The organism is Providencia sp. PROV003 (assembly GCF_045040775.1).
Lineage (GTDB): Bacteria > Pseudomonadota > Gammaproteobacteria > Enterobacterales > Enterobacteriaceae > Providencia > Providencia huashanensis.
Genome location: NZ_CP096369.1, coordinates 2,217,282 through 2,239,815 on the forward strand (window position 1 = coordinate 2,217,282; position 22,534 = coordinate 2,239,815).

The following is a 22,534-nucleotide window of genomic DNA, read 5'->3' on the forward strand; positions in this document are numbered from 1 at the left end:
CCACGGGTATTATTGAGTATTTTTTTGTTATCTGTTTGTAGAAAAACGGCATTTTACTACTAAAATTACAACAATGTAGCCTATGGCATGTTTTCTCAGTAGATAATCTGTTAGAGTATTGAAAATAATCAATCTTATCAGTTAACTGCAACAAAAGGTCGTAGTGGAATGGATATTGAGAACAAGGCGCGAATTCATTGGGCTTGTCGCCGCGGTATGCGTGAGCTAGATATTTCAATCATGCCATTTTTTGAGTATGAATATGATAGTCTGACAACCAATGATAAACAGGTGTTTGTCCGTTTATTGGAGTGTGCGGACCCTGATTTATTTAACTGGTTAATGAATCACGGTCGCCCAGATGACGACGAGCTATTTCGTATGGTAAAACTGATTCAGGAAAAAAATAAAAATCGTGGTCCTGTGGAAATCTAATCTTTCCATTTCATGGAAAACACAGTTTTTTTCAACCTGTGTTCATGGGGCAGTAGGCATGTTTTTGCTTGTTGCACCATGGGCACCGGCTCATTCAATGATATGGTTGCCACTTCTTGCGGTTGTGGTGGCTAGTTGGGCAAAAAGCCAAAAGAACATCAGCAAAATAAAAGGGGTTGCTGTGTTGGTTAATGGTAATAAAGTCCAATGGAAAAAGAATGAATGGAATATTGTGAAAGCACCTTGGTTGAGCCGCTATGGCATCTTATTGTCATTAGAAGCTTTACAAGGTAAGCAACAAAAAATTCACCTATGGGTTGCTAAAGACTCTGTTTCTGAGGAAAGTTGGCGTAATTTGAACCAATTATTACTTCAATACCCTGATATTTAAGGCTACTGAAAAACAAGTAGCCGTAAAGAACCTTAGTCACTTATGTTCATGTATTACAGGGAAGCTTCGATTTCTTGCAAAATTTGCACACACCATTGCGCAATGCGCTCATCGGTCTGCTCAAATTGATGAACTTCATCTAATGCTAGCCCAACAAATTTATCACCCTGTTCATTTAAGGGTTTTGGGCTTTCGAATTCATAGCCATCAGTAGGCCAAAAACCGACAAATTTGACACCTGTTGGTTTTAATTGGTGGTATAACATGCCCAAGGCATCAAGAAACCATTCGCTATAATCTATTTGATCTCCTAACCCGTACATAGCAACAATTTTATTTGCTAAGTTAAGAGTGGGAAGCGCTTCCCAAATTTCTAGCCAATCTTCTTGTATTTCACCAAAATCCCACGTTGGTATTCCCAAAATAAGAACATCATACTGTTCCATTTCAGTTGGCGGTGTATCGTTAACGTTATGCAGTGTGACGAAATCATCGCCCAGAATATCACGTATTTTTTCTGCAACCATTTCGGTATAACAGGTACTAGAACCGTAAAAAAGACCTATTTTCATATATATTGTTACTATGTCCAGCTATGGTTTTCATCACAAGAGATGTATTGTAACAGAAGCAACTACATTCAGGCATAATAGAATTGTGTGGTCTTACCCTAAGGAAGCTCATTTTTCGTGGAAACAAAACAACTTAATCCATTAATTGAACAATTTCTTGATACCATTTGGCTAGAACAAGATCTTGCCGAAAACACTTTGGCATCTTATCGTAATGACCTTCAGTCGTTAGACAACTGGCTTGATGCTCACCAATTGTATTTAGAAAGTGTTCAGTCAATTGACCTGCAATCTTTTTTAGCAGAACGCATTGATGGCGGTTATAAAGCGACCAGCTCTGCTCGCCTATTAAGTGCTATGCGTAGGTTATTTCAGTATTTGTATCGTGAAAAAATACGTCTCGATGACCCATCTGCGGTTATTGCAGCACCCAAAATTCCTCAGCGTTTACCTAAGGATTTAAGTGAGCGGCAAGTCGAAGATTTATTGAATGCACCCGCAACAGAGGATGCGCTTGAGTTACGAGATAAAGCGATGTTAGAAGTGTTGTACGCTTGTGGTTTGCGAGTATCTGAATTGATAGGCTTAACATTTTCAGATATCAGTTTACGTCAAGGTGTCATTCGTGTGGTAGGTAAGGGTGATAAAGAAAGATTGATTCCATTGGGAGAAGAGGCAATATACTGGCTAGAAAAATATATTGATGAAAGTCGTCCTGAACTATTGAATGGCAAAACCAGCGATATTTTATTTCCCAGTAAGCGTGGCACTAAAATGACACGGCAAACTTTTTGGCATCGGATAAAATATTATGCAGTACTTGCTCATATTGATACTGAACTACTCTCACCTCACGTACTGAGGCATGCATTCGCAACCCATTTATTGAACCACGGGGCGGATTTACGTGTTGTGCAAATGTTATTAGGTCATAGTGACTTATCCACAACACAAATTTATACCCATGTTGCCACAGAACGGTTACGCATGTTACATGAGCAACATCACCCAAGGGGGTGATGTATGATTAAAGGATTATCTATGAAACGCAAATTGTTATTATTGGCTGCCGCGTGTATTACGGCATTTACAGCGACAGTATATGGCGCAACCGAAGAAAAAGTGATCCGCGATACGTTAGAAAAATACGATATGTCGGTTGAGGCAATTAAACCCTCACCAATAGTCGGCTTGAATGTCGTTGAAACAACAACTGGTATTGTTTATATCACTGACGACGGTAAATATTTACTGCAAGGGCCGATTTATGACATGAGTGGCAAAAACCCAGTCAATATTAGTAATCAGCCACTGATGAAAAAAATTGAAGCACTAAAAAATGAAATGATTATTTTCAAAGCGCCTCGAGAAAAATATGTTGTTACTGTCTTTACCGATATTAGCTGCGGTTACTGTAAAAAATTGCATGAATCTGTTGGTGAGTTAAACAGTAAAGGGGTTACGGTTCGTTATCTTGCATATCCGCGTCAAGGCGCTGATAGCGACGTAGGTAAAAAAATGGCATCAATATGGTGTAATGGTCTCCCTCAAAAAGCCTTGACTCAGGCATTTAAAGGGGACGAAATTGCGATGATTGATGGTTGCAAAATTGACTTAAGCAAACATATGAATGTCGGTAATTTATTTAAAGTCACAGGGACGCCTGCCATCATATTACCAGACGGCCAAATGTTACCCGGTTTTCTTAAGCCAGATGCTCTTATCCAGTTACTTGACCAAAAATAGTTAATTATTGTGAATGTAGAAACGTTATTACAACAAAGAACCCAAGATAACTCGGCTGTCCAATTACCTGGTTTACCGGAGCTGTTACAGCGCATTTATCGGCATCGGGGGATCACGGACATAACGCAATTAGAACGTAAAGCGTCTAATTTATTGGACTATCGTTCATTAGCTGGTATTGGGGATGCGTTATCACTGCTTTATCGCGCATTGGTTGAACATCAGGCGATCACTATCGTTGGTGATTTTGATGCAGATGGGGCAACGAGCACGGCATTAGCTATCCGCGCCTTAAAAGCGATGGGCTATGCAAACCTTAATTATATTGTTCCTAATCGTTTTGAAAATGGCTATGGTTTAACGCCGCTTGTTGTTGAAGAAGCTTATAAACGCGGGACAAATTTAATTATTACTGTTGATAATGGTATTTCATCTCATGAGGGAGTTGCCGTAGCTAACCAATATGGAATAAATGTCATTATTACTGATCACCATCTGCCCGGCGAAGTTTTACCTGCAGCTGATGCAATTATTAACCCAAATCTAAATGATTGCCGTTTTGCGTCCAAATCACTCGCTGGTGTTGGCGTGACCTTTTATTTGATGTCTGCATTGCGTGCACATTTACGTCAACAAGGGTGGTTTACGCAACAAGGTCTTAGTGAGCCTAATTTAGCAGAGTACCTTGATTTAGTCGCATTAGGGACTGTGGCAGATGTGGTTCCCCTTGATACCAATAATCGCATTTTAGTTCATCAAGGTTTAAACCGTGTTAGAGCAGGCCGTTGCTGTGTTGGTATTAAAGCATTAATTGAAGTTTCTAAACGGGACTTATCTAGGTTAGTCGCAAATGATTTCGGTTTTGCACTTGGTCCAAGGCTAAATGCTGCGGGTAGGTTAGACGATATGTCCGTGAGTATTGAGTTATTATTAACAGATGATATGGCCTATGCTCGGGAGCTTGCTAACGAACTTGATGGTTTAAACCAAACACGTCGCGATATTGAAGCAGGGATGCAACAAGAAGCATTGGTTCTGTTTAATAAACTTGAATACGGTAATAACCCATTGCCTAATGGCTTAGCGATTTACCATCCTGAATGGCACCAAGGTGTTGTTGGGATTTTGGCTTCAAGGATAAAAGAACAATACCATCGCCCGGTTATTGCTTTTGCACCGGCAGGGGATGGGATATTAAAAGGGTCAGGGCGTTCAATTCAAGGTGTACATATGCGAGATGCTTTAGAGCGGCTAAATACCTTACAACCTGGGCTGATGCAAAAATTTGGTGGCCATGCCATGGCGGCTGGGTTGACTTTGGACGTCGATAAATTTGATATTTTTAAACATCATTTTGAACTATTAATGGGTGAGCTCATTCAGCCCGAGCAGCTTTCAGGCGTAGTTTGGAGCGATGGTGAGTTATCGCGCCATGAATTTTGTTTAGAAACAGCTGAGCTTCTTCGCGAAAGTGGCCCATGGGGGCAAGCATTCCCTGAACCTGTATTTGACGGGCATTTCCAGTTGCTACAACAAAGGTTAGTTGGGGAGCGTCACCTTAAATTGATGTTAGAACCTGTTTGTGGTGGGCCTATGCTAGATGCCATCATGTTTAATATTGATGTTCGCCGGTGGCCTGATAACAGCATCAAGAAAGCAAAAATTGCGTTTAAACTTGATGTAAATGAATACCGTGGGCAAAAAAATGTCCAGTTAATGGTTGAACATATTTGGCCGGATTGAGCTAACAAATAGCCAGAGAAATAGCGTTTGATGCTGCTATAAACCTGAGATAAATTCCGTTATACTAAACGGTTTGTAAATAAAAATTTTATTTTTGACTAACCATAAGATATTGAAAAATGACGTTTGAAATAAACCCAGTAAAAAGTAAGATTCAGGACCTGTCTGAACGGACAGAGGTTCTGAGGGGGTATCTTTGACTATGATGCCAAGAAAGAACGCTTAGAAGAAGTCAACGCTGAACTTGAGCAACCAGATGTCTGGAATGAACCAGAAAGGGCTCAGGCACTTGGTAAAGAACGCTCATCCCTTGAAGTTATCGTAGAAACGATTGACCAGATGGTTCAAGGCCTTGAGGACGTAGAAGGTTTATTGGAGTTGGCTGTTGAGGCCGACGATGAAGATACTTTCAACGAAGCCGGTGCTGAGTTAGAGCTACTACAAGGTAAGTTAGAGCAGCTCGAATTCCGCCGTATGTTCTCAGGTGAGTATGACAGCGCTGATTGCTACATTGACTTACAAGCAGGTTCTGGCGGTACTGAAGCGCAAGATTGGGCAAGTATGCTGTTACGCATGTATTTGCGCTGGGCAGAGTCAAAGGGCTTTAAAACCGAGATTATTGAAGAATCTGATGGTGATGTTGCTGGGCTGAAATCTGCAACGGTCAAAATTATTGGTGACTATGCCTACGGGTGGCTAAGAACGGAAACCGGGGTTCACCGTTTAGTGCGTAAGAGCCCGTTTGACTCAGGTGGGCGCCGTCACACCTCTTTTAGTTCTGCGTTTATTTACCCTGAAGTGGATGACGATATTGATATCGACATTAATCCAGCGGATCTGCGTATTGATGTATACCGTGCTTCTGGTGCTGGTGGTCAGCACGTTAACAAAACAGAGTCAGCGGTTCGTATCACACACATTCCAACGAATATTGTGACTCAATGCCAGAATGACCGTTCGCAGCATAAAAACAAAGACCAAGCGATGCGCCAGTTAAAAGCTAAGTTATACGAACTGGAAATGCAGAAGAAAAATGCAGATAAGCAAGCGATGGAAGAGAACAAATCCGATATTGGCTGGGGAAGCCAGATTCGTTCTTATGTCCTTGATGATGCAAGAATAAAAGATTTACGTACTGGTGTGGAAACGCGTAACACGCAAGCCGTACTGGATGGTGATTTGGATAAATTCATTGAAGCTAGTTTAAAAGCTGGCCTGTGAGGAAAAAATGTCTCAGGAACAACAAGGCGCTGAACAAGCACCTGATTTGAATAACGAACTTAAAGCCCGCAAAGAAAAATTAGTGGCATTGCGTGAAAAGGGTATTCCATTCCCCAATGATTTTCGTCGTGAAAATATTTCTGACAAAATTCATGCTCAATATGATGATAAAACATCAGAAGAGCTTGAAGACTTAAATATTGAAGTGTCGATTGCAGGTCGTATGATGACTCGCCGTATTATGGGTAAAGCGTCATTTGCCACGTTACAAGATGTTGGTGGGCGCATCCAGATTTACGTATCTCGCGATGATTTAGCCGAAGGCGTCTACAATGAGCAATTCAAAAAATGGGACTTAGGTGACATCCTTGGTGCAAAAGGTCGTTTATTTAAAACCAAAACAGGTGAATTAACGGTTCATTGTCACGAAGTGCGTTTATTAACTAAAGCGCTTCGCCCTTTGCCTGATAAATTTCATGGGTTAGCAGACCAAGAAACACGTTATCGTCAACGTTATCTTGATTTGATTGCTAACGATGAGTCACGTCATACATTTATTGTTCGTTCGAAGATCCTTGCAGAAGTCCGTAATTTCATGGTGGATAATGGCTTTATGGAAGTCGAAACACCAATGATGCAAGTTATCCCTGGCGGGGCATCTGCTCGTCCGTTCATTACTCATCATAATGCGTTAGATATTGATATGTATTTACGTATTGCACCAGAACTGTACTTAAAACGGTTAGTTGTTGGTGGTTTTGAACGTGTATTTGAGATTAACCGTAACTTCCGTAATGAAGGGCTATCTCCACGCCATAACCCAGAGTTCACTATGATGGAACTCTATATGGCGTATGCGGATTACCGTGATCTGATTGCTTTAACTGAAGATCTCTTCCGTACACTGACACAAAAAGTGTTAGGGAATACGGTTGTTCAATATGGTGAGCAGCAGTTTGATTTTGGTAAACCATTTACTAAATTAACAATGAAAGAAGCTATCTGTAAATATCGTCCAGAAACTAATGTTGCTGACTTAGACGATATGGATAAAGCGGTTGCGATTGCTCAATCAATTGGTATCAAAATTGAGAAGAGCTGGGGTCTTGGCCGCATTCAATGTGAGATTTTTGAAGAAGTTGCGGAAAGTCATTTAATCCAACCAACTTTTATCACCGAATATCCGGCTGAAGTATCACCATTAGCGCGTCGCAATGATGATAACCCATTCATCACTGACCGTTTTGAATTCTTCATCGGTGGTCGTGAAATCGGTAATGGTTTCTCGGAATTAAATGATGCGGAAGACCAAGCAGAGCGCTTTGCCGAACAAGTTCGTCAAAAAGATGAAGGTGATGACGAAGCGATGTTCTATGACGAGGACTATGTTACTGCATTAGAACATGGTTTACCGCCAACAGCTGGTCTTGGTATTGGTATTGACCGTATGGTGATGTTGTTTACTAACAGTCATACAATTCGCGATGTTATTTTGTTCCCTGCATTACGTCCAAGTAAAGCTTAAATACTATATATGCCCAGTTAAATCTGGGCATTTTATTTATCCCCATCCTTTATACTCTTTTTATGCTTTATTCAAGCTCATCATTTTAGTTGTAAAATTACTACCTTGTTTGTTTTATATTGCAATGTCTCGTTTAAGTTTGCACATTTAATCGCTGTGCCTCTGCTAAATACGACGAATGAAACATATATTAAAATCAAAAATAAATTTGAGTTACGAATGGTATCAATTTAATATAAGTAATTCTGACAGATAGCTGGTATAATTGATGGCGCAAAATTACTGTTATACTAATGTGTGCTTCTATGCAACATATTGATTAAGTATAAGTTTTATTGTTTTTTTTGCGAGGTTTGTAGCTAATGTTTTAAAGTGAACTGCATTTATTATGGATAGCTCTTCGCTATGCTAAAGCATTCTTTAACCCGTTGTTTGTAATAAAAATGAAAAATAGATTTGTTTTGCAAAGTGGATGACTGCTTTATTTGTTAGCAAGTGTTACAAAGAAATACTTAGAATTAGGTTTGACCTAAGATGTTATTAGACTGTTTGATTTACGATTAGGTTAACGGTTTAAATAATCTTTTGCTAACATAATATAATTAAAAAGCCTACTCATAGGTGTTGAGTTATCACTTATTTGGCGTATTAATGAGAATAAGCTCATAAAAATAACTAAAATGTAGCGATAAAATTATTTTGAAACTAAAATTAATTTAATCATAAATTTATGAGAACACTCTATTTCTACATTCGGGCTTATAGAAAATAGCTAATTTTTAGCTTACACTAGGTTTCTTGGACATCATTATAATAGCGAAGAAAAGTGCTGGTAAGGTAACCATATGTTTTTAAAAAATAAATTTTATGTTGCATCTTTGCTTATAGCAAGTACAGCTCTTCTTTCAGGTTGTACATTTGGCTCAGACACATACAATACAGCAACACCGAACACCCCAAGTAAGCAGGTAGTCAATACTAATACCGCTCAACCAGTAGCGGATGCAACCGCAACTCAAGGGCAGGTTGATGATTCTTACCCTGAATCTCAAAAAGTTCTAAATAATGCTATCGACCGCACACCAATAGCATCCACAAGTTATGGTGATAATGCGGCTAACCAGCAAACATTTGCTCATCTAAATACGTGTGTTAAAGAATTAAACGCATTAAAAACGCTCTCACCTAAAGATTACAATCGCTTAGTAGGTTCATTTAAAGAGGTTAGCGAAATCAACCGCCTATATCGACAAGTTGAAGGTACTGCTAGCCCCGACACAATTGAACTATTACAAATGGCAATAGAGTCTAAAACTAAAGTGTTGTGCGCAAAAGTTCGCTATAACTCAGTATTGTCTACCGAATCAACGTTGAAGAAAATTAGTGGATTATGAGAATAAACCTTAGGCTTTGTGTGTCGCTGGCACTTGTTACGACTTTTTTTAGTCATGCTCCAAAAGCAGAGCGCTTTAACAATGTTATTGATGATTTTGATACTTACCTTCAATTAGAAAAAGAAGGTAAGGTGCAAGAGCAAAAACAACAATTACCAGTTAATACACAAAACCAAGGTTATGATATCTTTTCTTCGCTATCTACGGTCCCTGCGCCAAATGAAAAACAAAAATCTGCGGCAGCCAACAAAGGGACCAAAGGAAAGAACTCAGGGAAGAAAAAATCAGTTGCGGCATCAAACAAGAAAAATGATGTAGCGAAAACTGAGGCTGAAAATTCAGATACAACAACCTTTCCTGAAGTTTGTGCAGTGACAACCGAAAATGTGGTTGCACCTGTTTTATTGTCGTCCTATCCTTATTTTTTCCAAAGTAATCAATGGAATCCGGCCTATCTCGCGAAAGACTTTGCGAAATATCAACTTGTCCTCGATCCACTGGGTTTGTATTCATCTAAATATACGAAACCAACGGGTATTGATGCTTCAGCTTACCTTGAGCAATTAGCTAAACTTATTGAACGTCAGCAATTAACCAATTTATATAAATTTGGTATTGCGAAAGGGGTAGGGCAATTAATTGCGTATAACAACTTGTTGAACGATGATCAATTAGTCGCAGAACTTATTAATCATAATAAGAGTATTGCTCAGTTGACGCATACAATCACTGAGAAACAATTTGAGATTGATAAACTGAATGCTGAGGTGCTTAAAAATAAAGAGCAAATCGCACAATTACAGGCTGTATTAGATTCATCAGATGATCAATCGCTAATTGATACTTTGAATACTAAATTAGCTGAAGCGCAAAAAGCTATTGAGCAAAAACAAAATAGCCTTGAACAATTAAGCCAAGAAAACCAACAAACACAAGAAACCATTGCTCAACTTGAAAATCAACTGAATGATAGTATTACTGAGCAATCAAAACTTAAACAGCAATTGGCTGAGAAAGAACAATTATTTGTTGCAGCAAATCTGAAGATTGAACAACTTACGGCGGATATTGCTAAATTAGAGTTAGATGCGAAAAATCAATTACAGATGGCAGGTAATACTGATGAGCAAATAAAATCAGTCACTGCTGAACTGTTGCAGCAAAAAGAGTTGCTTAAGCAGAAAGAAAGTGAATTAGCAGCAGTACAGAGCCAAAAAGATGATGTTCAAGTGGCTTTGAAGGCGCAGCAAGATAGTGCGAAATTATTAGAACAACAAAACCAACAGTTGCAGTCGCAATTAGTTGAGAAAGAACAGTTAGCTGAGAAAATCCAGGCATCATTAGCAGAAAAAACACTTCAAGCAGAACAAAAAGCCGCTTTAGAAGTTGCATTAAAAGAAGCTCAAGAACAGCTTAACAATCACCAGACCACACAAAACACACTCGCAAAACAATTAGTAGATAGCGAAAAACAACAAGCACGATTACAGGCTCAATTAAGCCAAAATGAGCAGAATTACTCAGTTGCACAGGCCCAGTTAAAACAAGCCAACGCAGAACTGCAAAAATTGCAAGCGAATGTGGAAAAACAAACCGCCATGATGAACCAAGCCAGCGATGCTCAAGTGAAAGCGCTGACGGCGGATTTGAATAAGCAAATTATTTTGCTCAAGCAACAAGAAGAAGGCTTAGAAAAATCACAAGCTGAAAACCAAGCCACGCGTGAAGCGTTAGCCAAACAACAAGCAGCAGCGAAAGCTTTAGAGCAGCAGAACCAGCAGTTGGCGAAGCAGTTACAAGACAAAGCGCAGCAAGCCGATAAAATCCAAGCGTCATTGGCGGAACAAACCGCGAAATTAGCCCAGAAAGCGGCGTTAGAAAGCGAATTGGCGGCAGCGAAGAAACAGCTGGCAGAGCACCAAGCGGCGCAAAATGCATTATCGAAACAGTTTACTGACAGCGAGAAGCAGCAACTTGCGCTGCAAGCGCGTTTGCAGAAAAATGAACAGGATTACGCTACGGCACAGGCGCAGTTAAAACAAGCCAACGCAGAGCTGCAAAAACTGCAAGCGAACGTGGAAAAACAAACTGCCTTGATGAGCCAAGCCAGCGATGAGCAAGTGAAAGCGCTGACAGCGGATTTGAATAAACAAATTGCGTTATTGAAACAAAAAGAAGCTGGGTTGGAAAAAGCGCAAGCAGAAAGCCAAACCACGCGCGAAGCGTTAGCTAAACAGCAAGCGGCGGCGAAAGCTTTAGAGCAGCAGAACCAGCAGTTGGCGAAGCAGTTACAAGACAAAGCGCAGCAAGCCGATAAAATCCAAGCGTCATTGGCGGAACAAACCGCGAAATTAGCCCAGAAAGCGGCGTTAGAAAGCGAATTGGCGGCAGCGAAGAAACAGCTGGCAGAGCACCAAGCGGCGCAAAATGCATTATCGAAACAGTTTACTGACAGCGAGAAGCAGCAACTTGCGCTGCAAGCGCGTTTGCAGAAAAATGAGCAGGATTACGCCACGGCACAGGCACAGTTAAAACAAGCCAATGCAGAGCTGCAAAAACTGCAAGCAAACATGGAAAAACAAACCGCCATGATGAGCCAAGCCAGCGATGAGCAAGTGAAAGCGCTGACGGCAGACTTGAATAAACAAATTGCGTTATTGAAACAAAAAGAAGCTGGGTTGGAGAAAGCGCAAGCTGAGAGCCAAACCACGCGCGAAGCGTTAGCCAAACAACAAGCAGCAGCGAAAGCTTTAGAGCAGCAGAACCAGCAGTTGGCGAAGCAGTTGCAAGACAAAGCGCAGCAAGCTGATAAAATCCAAGCGTCATTGGCGGATCAAACCGCGAAATTAGCCCAGAAAGCGGCGTTAGAAAGCGAATTGGCGGCAGCGAAGAAACAGCTGGCAGAGCACCAAGCGGCGCAAAATGCATTATCGAAACAGTTTACTGACAGCGAGAAGCAGCAACTTGCGCTGCAAGCGCGTTTGCAGAAAAATGAACAGGATTACGCCACGGCACAGGCACAGTTAAAACAAGCCAATGCAGAGCTGCAAAAACTGCAAGCAAACATGGAAAAACAAACCGCCATGATGAGCCAAGCCAGCGATGAGCAAGTGAAAGCGCTGACGGCAGACTTGAATAAACAAATTGCGTTATTGAAACAAAAAGAAGCTGGGTTGGAAAAAGCGCAAGCAGAAAGCCAAACCACGCGCGAAGCGTTAGCCAAACAGCAAGCGGCGGCGAAAGCTTTAGAGCAGCAGAACCAGCAGTTGGCGAAGCAGTTGCAAGACAAAGCGCAGCAAGCGGATAAAATCCAAGCGTCATTGGCGGATCAAACCGCGAAATTAGCCCAGAAAGCGGCGTTAGAAAGCGAATTGGCGGCAGCGAAGAAACAGCTGGCAGAGCACCAAGCGGCGCAAAATGCATTATCGAAACAGTTTACTGACAGCGAGAAGCAGCAACTTGCGCTGCAAGCGCGTTTGCAGAAAAATGAACAGGATTACGCTACGGCACAGGCGCAGTTAAAACAAGCCAACGCAGAGCTGCAAAAACTGCAGGCGAACGTGGAAAAACAAACTGCCTTGATGAGCCAAGCCAGCGATGAGCAAGTGAAAGCGCTGACGGCGGATTTGAATAAACAAATTGCGTTATTGAAACAAAAAGAAGCTGGGTTGGAAAAAGCGCAAGCAGAAAGCCAAACCACGCGCGAAGCGTTAGCCAAGCAACAAGCAGCAGCGAAAGCTTTAGAGCAGCAGAACCAGCAGTTGGCGAAGCAGTTACAAGACAAAGCGCAGCAAGCCGATAAAATCCAAGCGTCATTAGCGGAACAAACCGCGAAATTAGCCCAGAAAGCGGCGTTAGAAAGCGAATTGGCGGCAGCGAAGAAACAGCTGGCAGAGCACCAAGCGGCGCAAAATGCATTATCGAAACAGTTTACTGACAGCGAGAAGCAGCAACTTGCGCTGCAAGCGCGTTTGCAGAAAAATGAACAGGATTACGCTACGGCACAGGCGCAGTTAAAACAAGCCAACGCAGAGCTGCAAAAACTGCAGGCGAACGTGGAAAAACAAACTGCCTTGATGAGCCAAGCCAGCGATGAGCAAGTGAAAGCGCTGACGGCGGATTTGAATAAACAAATTGCGTTATTGAAACAAAAAGAAGCTGGGTTGGAAAAAGCGCAAGCTGAAAGCCAAACCACGCGCGAAGCGTTAGCCAAACAACAAGCAGCAGCGAAAGCTTTAGAGCAGCAGAACCAGCAGTTGGCGAAGCAGTTGCAAGACAAAGCGCAGCAAGCGGATAAAATCCAAGCGTCATTGGCGGAACAAACCGCGAAATTAGCCCAGAAAGCGGCGTTAGAAAGCGAATTGGCGGCAGCGAAGAAACAGCTGGCAGAGCACCAAGCGGCGCAAAATGCATTATCGAAACAGTTTACTGACAGCGAGAAGCAGCAACTTGCGCTGCAAGCGCGTTTGCAGAAAAATGAGCAGGATTACGCCACGGCACAGGCGCAGTTAAAACAAGCCAACGCAGAGCTGCAAAAACTGCAAGCGAACGTGGAAAAACAAACCGCTTTGATCGGTCAAGCAAATGATAAACAGATTAAAGAGTTAACTGCTGATCTAAATAAACAAATTACCTTGTTGAAACAAAAGGAAGTTGCTTTAACGAAGTTAGATGCAGAGAAAAAATCAATTCAGGGAGAATTGGCGACTCAACAAAATGAAAGTAAAAAGCTTGAGCAGCAACTCACTGATGCAAATAAGCTTATCAGTACTTTGAAAGTGGATTCACAAAAAGAGTTGGCTGCAGCCCAAACAAAATTGAAAAAACTGCAAAGAGAATTAGATTCGCTCAATTCTGTAACCGGTGATAATGCATTAAAATCACAAATAATGGATTTAAATCGTCGCATTACTCAGTTACAAGTTGAAAACGATGCGTTAAAAGCGAAGGGAAGAACAAGTTCAACAGCAGGTTTAGCTGGAAGAGCCCTTCCTAGTAAAGATTTAAAAGTAATAGCTGCAGAAAACGCGAAGAAAAACCAGAAAATAATTGAGCAAATTACCGCTCAAAAATACAGTAAACTTGATAGTAATACCTATTATAAAATTATTCAGGCCGGCTCACCGATAAAAAATGTTAAGAGTAAAGATGTTACTTTTATTATGAGGGAGCAACTAACGGATGGTAAGGTTACTGTAATGTATACTGAGCAAAACCCAGTCACATTACCTTATGACCAGTTACCGACACCGTTGAACTCATTTGTTGAACGGGCTGGAGAAGGCGGAATGGTTAAAGTGTACATCAAACCAGAAGGCGGTTATGGCGTTGAAGGGATACCGGGCGAAGTGCCACCTAATTCAATGTCTATTATTGATTTGAAAATTATTAAAGCTAAATAATTTAGCGGCTACCTAAGATTATCTTGAGAAGTAGTTTGTCATTAAAAGGCAGGCTACTTTTTTTATGGTATCAGTAATCTAGGGGGGAATTTAGTCAGTAGATGTTAATTAGAAAGAGGGACGACGGAGGGTGCCTTTCTGCCAGTTTATAGTTAAAGCTGAAATTTCTATAACTGACAGGGCATGTGTCTATGCGCGATATGCTGCGATATTAAGCCGCTATTCTTGATCTGCTAGGCGTATATCCAAACCGCTTGCGATAAGTTTGTGTAAAGTAGGATTGACTAGAAAAGCCAGCTTCCATTGACACTTCCACAATACTCATTGCAGTGTTAACTAATAATTGGTGTGCATACATAATTCGTTTTTCGCTGATCCATGAGCGTGGTGATGTAGCATATACAGTATGAAATAATTCTTTAAAGGTCGTTAACCCCATACCAAACGTTCGTGCAAACTCGCTTAATTTCCATTCTTTAAGGTAATTGGCTTCCATAAATAATTGCAAACGTTCCGCTTGTCGGCTACTGAGTTGCCTAAAATTAGATAATAATAAAGCGCCTTGCTCACTGTAGCTTAATAATAAGAGTAATTCACTTACACGAAGGGAAACAATTACTTCAGGATATTCATGATCGATAAATGAGTTCAGGCTATTTTTAATATCATCAATTAATGAATATGAGGTAAATTTAATGATGTCACTTGAGAATGTCTCATTTCGCTCTATTTCGCTTAATTGAGAGCCATGTGTTGCAATAAAATCACGTAAAAACTTATCATCTAAAGCTATCCAAAGTAATTGGCAATCTACTGAAGGATCAGTCATTTGCAAGGAATATGAACCTTGCTTATGATATAAGATATCCCCTTCGTTTAAGGTTTGTAAGTTAGCTGGAGTTTCTAATAATAGTGAACCTTTCTCTACAATAAAAATACCTTTTGTCGCAAAATCCATAATATTATGAGACATACTACTATCTACACTTATTCGTTTGATAACCTGTTGGTTTAAGTTACTTTCAATTTGCATAATTGATACCTTATTAATCTCATTTAAATATTCCAAATGTAATTAGCGAAATTAAACATCACGCTATTTCTTCTATTGATATCTAAAGTCGCTACTACTAGTAAGGCTGAAATTATATTTATCGATTGTTTTTATGTCACACTGTAAATTTAAATATTAAAAAATGTTTCAAAACATGGTTTTTTCGAGCTTTTCCTTTTATTTGAAAGGTATTTCCGTTGTTTTGTGGGAGGAGATTTTATAATATTCTATATTTTTGTTATTTATCTGAAATATTATTCTAATTTATTAAAGTCATCTGGATGTTAATATTTTGTTGTTTTGTTACGCGTAACGTGAGTTTTTTTCAATTTAATGCTTGTTTGTCATTTTATAGGAATTAGTGTTAATTATAGGTATGTTAATAATGACTATAAAACTCGTCAAAAGTAGCATTAATAAGTTTATTTTATCAATACTAATGTTATTACATTGAGTTATTAAAAACATTAATCATTATGATTGATTTTTTTTATTAAAAGTGGGGTAAAAGGGATGAAATTGAGACATTAATCTTGTTTTTTAATCAATAGGCAAAGCTGATAGGTTTGATAGGTTATATAAATATAGATTTTAATAAATAGTTTTTAAGAGTTACTATTTTTTAGATATCCATCATTACTGAAAAAAAATACATTTTATAAATTTTTGCATAGGGCATGGCCTATTAAGGAGATTTTTAGCAACAAATAGCCCACTGAAGAAATTTCAAAAATTACAGTAGGATATTGCTAAAGGGGGGATTATAGATACAAACTGATAATGGTAAGGCTCTTTAATCATTATAAGAAGATTAGTGATAATCTGCCGATGGGGGTTATATTGCTTTTTTAATGCAATGAAGTGGAATCTACTGTATTCGCTTATTATGAACTTTCTTTAGAGTTTGCTCTCTTATTAACCTTAGGTGGCAAATCAGGGACGGGTTTACGGTCATCGAGAAGGTGGCGTATCGCGAGTATTGGGTGATGAATAAGCATTTTTGGGCCAGCCCAACGCATGATTAGCTTCATTTGTTCACGCATTTTTGGTTGGTAACAATGGATAGGGCATTGTTTACAGGCGGGCTTTATTTCACCATAACGGCATTTCTCTAGTCGATTTACGGCATAAAAATAGAGTTTTTGATAATAATCGGGGGCATCATTGGTTGCTGGGTGTGCTTTTTCATAGATTTTTATCATCTTTTCAATTGTTTTAATTTCCCGATTAATACGTTTTCCAGCCATAACAAGTCCTCTATTACAGTAAACATACATTTAATATACAACTTTATTGGTGTAATGAATAGTTAACGATAAATTATTGAGTAATTTATTGATGGTGTTCAAGAAAGCGGTGGATTTTACTGAGGGCTGAAAAAGAGGGTAATAAGCTACCCTCTTAAATAAGAAAGTATTAATAACTTAATGGCGGCTTAAAATATCAGCCAAATAAAGTCATATTAACTGCTTAGCTAAAGTCCCACTTTTTTATAAAAGCGGCAGAGAAAGCTGAGCTAGTATCGTTGTGGTGAAGTGGCTGATCACCTATTTGACAACATTATTTTTTGCATTTCATCTTTAAGATGTAATTTTTCTTTTTTCAGTTTGGCTACGTGTTCATTATAACCTGCGCCTGAAGGGCCCTCGAGCTTACTGATTTCTTTGTCGAGTTGATGATGCTTTTCATAAAGAGTTTGAAAACGGGGATGTGTAGATACTAATTTTGAAACTAAATCTTGATCTGCTGATAACATACTACCTCCTCAGAATGTATTAAGCCTCAAGTTCAGTATAATCAGTGCCTAGCTGTTGTGCATTAAAATAGGGGGTAATTTACATAATTTTTATCATTTTTATGATCACTCTACTAAAATTAAGTATGATTACGTTAATACTGGGGGTGATTTATTTTTTTGTAATTAAGAATCATCCATAGTGATAATTATGGTGTAAATAACTTAACATATAGCCAAGTATGGTTTTTTTAATTGGTTTTATCTTCTGAAATAGGAATAAATAATGAAGAAAGCGATTTTATCTGTAATGGCAGCGGCACTGATTTCATCTTGTGCAGTAGCAACGGAAGAGTTGGAAAAGATCGCGCCATATCCAAAAGCAGAATCAGGTATGACACGTCATGTCATTCAACTTGCCAATCAACAAAATGAAAATGACTTTATGGTTGAATTAGTCATTGGGAAAACCATCAAAGCTGATTGTAACCGCCAATGGTTTATGGGAGATCTGGATAAAAAAACATTGGAAGGCTGGGGTTATGATTACTATAAACTAGATGAAGTCAAAGGCCCTGCCTCTACTATGATGGGCTGCCCTGAACCTGCGAAAGACCGTTTTGTTTCCACACAATTAGGCGATGACGCTTTTATGCGTTATAACAGTAAGCTGCCAATCGTGGTTTATACGCCATCAGATATGCAAGTTAAATACCGAGTTTGGTCAACCGATGGTAAGCTAATGGATTCCATCAAAAAATAATTAAAAGAATGCCGCATATTGCGGCATTTTTTATCAGAAAATATTTAACGAATAACAAATACCGAAGTTTTAGCATGGCGCACAATAGCGGATGCAGTAGAGCCCAATAGATAGGTTGAAGTGCTTGGGCGATGTGAACCGACCACAATTAAATCTGCGTTAATTTCTTGCGCATAATCTAATATTTCATCTTTAGCTGAGCCGATACTGACTTTACAGTTAATTTGCTTATCGGAAACTTTGATGTCTTTTATGACTTCTTCAAGTGCGCGCATCGCCAGAATTGAACGTTCAGCGGAATCTTTATGGCTTTCAGGTAGTGCTGCGATTTCAATACCAAAAAACAACTCGACACTAGGGATTACAGACAGAAAGTGAATTTCAGGTGAGCCTAGCTGCGCTAACGCTTCTACGTGTTTGAGGATCTCTTGATTCAATTCATCTTCTAACAAATCAATAGGAACTAGAATTTTTTGATACATAGCTACCTCATTTAGTGTCATTTAAAATTAATTATAGTGGCTTACCTACAATATACTATAAGTTAAATAGAAAGTAACAAATGCTATTAAATGCGCATTTATCGTGTTTTTTCAAGTTTAATATTATTAACTTAATAAAAAGAAAGGGTAATTATTATTAGTTAAAAGCTTTATTTACAATTAATAATGGGACTTTAAACGAAGAATGTGAGAATATACAGAGAAATCATTTTTAACTTATTGATTTAAAAGGTTTATCTGAATGATAATTATTTTGTTTTTCATTAAAGAATATATTTTATGAATATAAAAAATACTTCATCTAATAAAATGAGTGAGTTTGAAACGCAACAAGCAAAATTCAAAGCGGCAAAGAAAAGCACACTAATCAGTGTGGTGGTGAATACGCTGTTGTCGATTTGGCAGATAATCATTGGTATTTTTTCACACTCTTCGGGGTTAATTGCTGATGGTATTCATACATTATCTGACTTGGTTGCAGATTTTGTTGTACTTATTGCGAATAAAAAAAGCCACAAAAAGCCGGATGAAGACCACCCTTATGGCCATTTTCGTTATGAAAATGGAGCTTCATTAATTTTAGGGATTATTTTGTTAGTGGTCGGTGTGGGAATGGTGTGGTCAGCGATTGGAAAAATGTTGAACCCAGCACTGATCCCTGAAGTTCATACGATTGCATTAGTTGCAGCTTTAGTGGCTTTAGTCGCGAAAGAGGGCTTATTTCGTTATATGTTGTATGTGGCGAAAAAAGTGAATTCTAATATGTTAGTTGCCAATGCATGGCATGCGCGTTCTGACGCTGCCTCTTCATTAGTTGTTGCAGTTGGTATTGTTGGTAGCTTATGTGGGTTGCGGATCCTTGACCCAATAGCCGCTTTGATTGTTGGGACATTCGTTTTTCGTATGGGGTTTAAATTCACCAATCAATCGATGCAAGACCTAATGGATAAAGGCGCTGATGAAGAAACATTACAAGAAATTCGCACTGTTTTAGAGGGTATTAATGAGTTATCTGGATATCATGATTTAAAAACCCGTAAATCAGGTGATTTTTTATTAGTGGATGTTCACCTAGAACTTGATGGCAATATGAGTATTACCGCAGGCCATGATATTGCAGTGAATGTGCGGAAAAAATTGATGGAAAACCCGCAAATATTAGATGTTATGACCCATCTTGACCCATATGATAAAAACCATAAGCACTAAACCACCATGAATTAATCTATTTTTATATAAGGCCGAGCTTTTAATAGCTCGGCTTTTTTGTTGCTAATATGAATTAGAAACTTAACAATAAGTTATTGCACTTTATGAGTTACAAATGGAAAATCAGCAAGTTGTTTCCAAACAATATGCATTAATGATGACACCCGCCTAGCGAACTATACGGGTTAATACTGAATAATTGAGGGAAAAATGCAGTTTACTCAAGAACAATGTCAGATGCTCCGAACGCCAAAAGTTATCGCTCTAACCAATAAAAATGGGATGAAAATTATCTTAACGAGCCTCGGTGCCAGTTGGGTTAGCTGTATAGTGCCTTTAGCGACAGGGAAAAGGGATGTCATCTTGGGAGCCCCCAATATGGCAAAGCATATGGAGCAAGGTGTATACCTCGGTGCCACAGTTGGGCGAGTCGCTAACCGGATTTGTGCATCACAGTTCACTATTAATGGGCAACATTATCGAGTATCGAATAATCAAGGTAATCACTGCTTGCATGGTGGAAAAGATAATTTTAGTTATCGTATATGGGGAATTCTTCAACCTAGTCCACAGAAAGCGATTTTTGTGTTGACCTCTCCTGAGGGAGATCAAGGCTTTCCTGGTCGTCTCTATATTGAAGTGAGTTATGAATTAACCGAAATAAATCAAGTCATTATCGACTATAAATATCAATCAACAGATTATGGCCCTGTTAACCTCACTAACCATGCTTATTTTAATTTAGCAGGGGAAGACTCGCTAAGAACAGCACTCGAACATGATTTACAAGTGCATGCCGATGCCTATTTGCCAATCACTCATGATGGTATTACTACGGGGGAGTGGCGTGATGTAACAGAAACCAGCTTTGACTTTCGTCAGGGTAAGCGTATTGGGTTTCATTTTTTACAAGATGAAGAACAACAGCACGTCGGAGGGTATGACCACGCATTAGTGTTAAATAAAACCCTTACGGATGGAGTGCAAACTGTCGCAACACTTGGGTCACCTAATGGGGATGTGAAATTAAATATTGCGACCACTATGCCAGCACTTCAGCTTTATAGTGGCAATCATTTAGTTGCAGTATCAGGAAAAAGCCAGACCTATACAACCTATTCAGGTGTGGTACTTGCTACACAGTTTCCTCCAGATGCGGTAAATCATCCAGAATGGGGGGAGCAATATGATTCACTTGTTCAACCTAACAAAATTTATACCAGCCAAACCTGTTACCAATTTTTATTTTGATACTTATACGTAATAGCCTAATTTTACGGTATTTAATAGATAAAAAAACACCCCAAAAGCCAGACTAATGGCGTCCAACTTTTGAGGTGCTGTTCACATTAGAGGACGGAAACAGTTACAAAAACAATATTAAATAACAAATAAATCCATATATTCATTCACCGGCATTTTTTCCAATAGTGGTTTATCAAGGGATGCTTTAAGAATACGTAGTTGCTGGGCTTCAGGGAATTGTCTTGCCAAGTTTATTCTAAATTTCTGTAATAATAATGGCATTCCCTCTTTACGACGACGTTTGTGGCCGACAGGGTATTCGATTACGACCTCTTCTAGCACTTGGCCATCTTTTAAGGTGATGGTTACCCCATTACTGATCGAACGTTTTTCTGGGTCGTGATAATCCTGCGTGAAATTAGGGTCCTCATAACAGTGCATTTTTGCCCGTAGTTCATCAATACGACTATCATTTGCAATATTGTCTTCGTAGTCAGCAGCGGTGAGGCGACCAAAAATTAATGGGACTGCCACCATATATTGAATACAATGATCGCGATCAGCAGGGTTATGCAATGGGCCTTTTTTATCGATAATACGGATGCATGCTTCATGTGTACGGATAGCGATAGACTCAATGTCTTGCGCCGTTTTGCCTAATTTCAGTAGCGTTTGGTAGAGCTGTAAAGCCGCTTCAACTGCTGTTTGTGAGTGAAATTCTGCTGGGAAGGAAATTTTAAATAAAACATTTTCCATAACATATGAACCATAAGGACGTTGAAAAGTCAGTGGTTTCCCATCAAACAAAACATCATAGAAGCCCCATGTTTTAGCAGTCAAAGCGGTTGGGTAGCCCATTTCACCTTTTTGAGCCATTAACGCAAGCCTAACTGCTCGTGATGTGGCATCACCGGCTGCCCATGACTTACGCGAGCCCGTATTGGGCGCATGTCGATAAGTCCGTAAGCTATGACCATCAATCCACGCTTGAGAAACTGCATTTAGGATCTGTTCTCTTTCTAACCCTAACATGTGAGCAACAACGGCGGTTGATGCTACTTTAACTAAAATAACATGGTCGAGCCCCACTTTGTTAAAGGCGTTTTCTAGCGCAATACAACCTTGAATTTCATGGGCTTTAATCATTGCGGTTAAAACATCTCTAATCACTAATGGCGGTTTTCCTTTGCTGATGTTCTCTCTCGATAACCAATCTGCTGTTGCTAAAATCCCCCCTAGGTTATCAGAAGGGTGCCCCCATTCAGCGGCAAGCCAAGTATCGTTAAAATCTAACCAGCGACACATTGTACCGAGATTAAATGCGCCTTGAACAGGATCTAATTGAAACTGTGTACCAGGAATTTTTGTGCCATTAGGTACGATTGTTCCGGGGACGATAGGGCCCAGCAATTTTTTGCAAGCGGGGTATTCGAGCGACTCCATGCCACAACCTAATGTATCTAACAGGCAATGATAGGCCGTATCGTAAGCTAAATCAGAGACAATGGGGTAATTCACTACATAATCAACAATGTCGCTGATCACTTTATCAAATTCAATTTTCTGCGAATTAACGGTTTGAGTTGTCATTATTTT

The 22,534-nt window shown here is 39.5% G+C and carries 18 protein-coding genes; 12 read left to right on the top strand and 6 right to left on the bottom strand.

All coding sequences use genetic code 11. The features are described from left to right. Positions 1 to 168: 168 nt before the first annotated feature. Together sdhE and M1F14_RS10015 are read left to right on the top strand one after the other, a co-directional pair. Positions 169 to 435: an FAD assembly factor SdhE gene (gene sdhE, locus M1F14_RS10010; RefSeq protein ID WP_042845042.1), complete on the top strand. Its 267-nt coding sequence runs from the start codon at positions 169 to 171 to the stop codon at positions 433 to 435. Continuing rightward, positions 416 to 826, top strand: coding sequence for a protein YgfX (locus M1F14_RS10015; RefSeq protein WP_042845040.1), 411 nt, complete (start codon positions 416 to 418; stop codon positions 824 to 826). The genes sdhE and M1F14_RS10015 overlap by 20 nt, the downstream gene beginning before the upstream one ends. Before the next feature lie 53 nt (positions 827 to 879). Here the strand turns inward: M1F14_RS10015 and fldB are convergent, their stop codons facing one another. Further along, positions 880 to 1,398, bottom strand: a complete 519-nt coding sequence (gene fldB / locus M1F14_RS10020; protein ID WP_042845038.1) for a flavodoxin FldB — start codon at positions 1,396 to 1,398, stop codon at positions 880 to 882. 117 nt (positions 1,399 to 1,515) lie between these two features. Here fldB and xerD point away from each other — a divergent pair, with 117 nt between their 5' ends. The 7 genes from xerD to M1F14_RS10055 all read left to right on the top strand — a co-directional run bounded on the left by xerD (position 1,516) and on the right by M1F14_RS10055 (position 14,429). Next, positions 1,516 to 2,418, top strand: coding sequence for a site-specific tyrosine recombinase XerD (gene xerD, locus M1F14_RS10025; protein ID WP_129466206.1), 903 nt, complete (start codon positions 1,516 to 1,518; stop codon positions 2,416 to 2,418). Positions 2,419 to 2,439: 21 nt separating this feature from the next. After that, the gene (gene dsbC, locus M1F14_RS10030; RefSeq protein WP_042845413.1) at positions 2,440 to 3,144 is read left to right on the top strand and encodes a bifunctional protein-disulfide isomerase/oxidoreductase DsbC; all 705 of its coding nucleotides are present in this window, start codon (positions 2,440 to 2,442) and stop codon (positions 3,142 to 3,144) included. 9 nt (positions 3,145 to 3,153) lie between these two features. Then, complete coding sequence (gene recJ, locus M1F14_RS10035; RefSeq protein ID WP_181468666.1) at positions 3,154 to 4,887, top strand: single-stranded-DNA-specific exonuclease RecJ; 1,734 nt, start codon at positions 3,154 to 3,156, stop codon at positions 4,885 to 4,887. Positions 4,888 to 5,006: 119 nt separating this feature from the next. Then, positions 5,007 to 6,108 (top strand): peptide chain release factor 2 gene (prfB, locus tag M1F14_RS10040; protein ID WP_105881210.1). Its coding sequence is split into 2 segments (ribosomal slippage): positions 5,007 to 5,084 and positions 5,086 to 6,108, totalling 1,101 coding nucleotides; the frame shifts between segments, so codons are not numbered across the junction. A gap of 7 nt (positions 6,109 to 6,115) precedes the next feature. Then, on the top strand, positions 6,116 to 7,633 hold the full coding sequence (lysS, locus tag M1F14_RS10045) for a lysine--tRNA ligase (protein ID WP_042845032.1): 1,518 nt from the start codon (positions 6,116 to 6,118) through the stop codon (positions 7,631 to 7,633). A gap of 845 nt (positions 7,634 to 8,478) precedes the next feature. Then, positions 8,479 to 9,027 (top strand): hypothetical protein, encoded by a 549-nt coding sequence (locus tag M1F14_RS10050; protein WP_042845030.1) that lies wholly within the window; start codon positions 8,479 to 8,481, stop codon positions 9,025 to 9,027. Positions 9,028 to 9,047: 20 nt separating this feature from the next. After that, positions 9,048 to 14,429, top strand: a complete 5,382-nt coding sequence (locus M1F14_RS10055; RefSeq protein WP_232370495.1) for a hypothetical protein — start codon at positions 9,048 to 9,050, stop codon at positions 14,427 to 14,429. 211 nt (positions 14,430 to 14,640) lie between these two features. On the opposite strand, the gene M1F14_RS10060 is transcribed toward M1F14_RS10055, so the two are convergent. From M1F14_RS10060 to M1F14_RS10070, 3 genes are all read right to left on the bottom strand, one after another. Beyond that, on the bottom strand, positions 14,641 to 15,462 hold the full coding sequence (locus M1F14_RS10060) for an AraC family transcriptional regulator (protein ID WP_042845028.1): 822 nt from the start codon (positions 15,460 to 15,462) through the stop codon (positions 14,641 to 14,643). A gap of 905 nt (positions 15,463 to 16,367) precedes the next feature. Then, positions 16,368 to 16,730: a nitrous oxide-stimulated promoter family protein gene (locus M1F14_RS10065; protein ID WP_042845026.1), complete on the bottom strand. Its 363-nt coding sequence runs from the start codon at positions 16,728 to 16,730 to the stop codon at positions 16,368 to 16,370. 296 nt (positions 16,731 to 17,026) lie between these two features. Next, positions 17,027 to 17,239, bottom strand: a complete 213-nt coding sequence (locus tag M1F14_RS10070) for a DUF465 domain-containing protein (RefSeq protein ID WP_042845025.1) — start codon at positions 17,237 to 17,239, stop codon at positions 17,027 to 17,029. A 265-nt stretch (positions 17,240 to 17,504) separates the two neighbouring features. Here M1F14_RS10070 and eco point away from each other — a divergent pair, with 265 nt between their 5' ends. Beyond that, a complete protein-coding gene (gene eco, locus M1F14_RS10075) occupies positions 17,505 to 17,981 on the top strand; it encodes a serine protease inhibitor ecotin (RefSeq protein WP_042845024.1) in 477 nt (158 codons plus the stop codon). Between the two features lie 44 nt (positions 17,982 to 18,025). Here eco and M1F14_RS10080 read toward each other — a convergent pair whose 3' ends face one another. Next, the gene (locus M1F14_RS10080) at positions 18,026 to 18,463 is read right to left on the bottom strand and encodes a universal stress protein (RefSeq protein WP_042845023.1); all 438 of its coding nucleotides are present in this window, start codon (positions 18,461 to 18,463) and stop codon (positions 18,026 to 18,028) included. A gap of 300 nt (positions 18,464 to 18,763) precedes the next feature. Here M1F14_RS10080 and M1F14_RS10085 point away from each other — a divergent pair, with 300 nt between their 5' ends. After that, positions 18,764 to 19,693 (top strand): cation diffusion facilitator family transporter, encoded by a 930-nt coding sequence (locus M1F14_RS10085; protein ID WP_042845021.1) that lies wholly within the window; start codon positions 18,764 to 18,766, stop codon positions 19,691 to 19,693. 210 nt (positions 19,694 to 19,903) lie between these two features. Then, the gene (locus tag M1F14_RS10090; protein WP_181468665.1) at positions 19,904 to 20,944 is read left to right on the top strand and encodes a galactose-1-epimerase; all 1,041 of its coding nucleotides are present in this window, start codon (positions 19,904 to 19,906) and stop codon (positions 20,942 to 20,944) included. A gap of 129 nt (positions 20,945 to 21,073) precedes the next feature. On the opposite strand, the gene M1F14_RS10095 is transcribed toward M1F14_RS10090, so the two are convergent. Then, positions 21,074 to 22,528, bottom strand: a complete 1,455-nt coding sequence (locus M1F14_RS10095; RefSeq protein WP_071548271.1) for a bifunctional 2-methylcitrate dehydratase/aconitate hydratase — start codon at positions 22,526 to 22,528, stop codon at positions 21,074 to 21,076. Positions 22,529 to 22,534 lie beyond the last annotated feature (6 nt).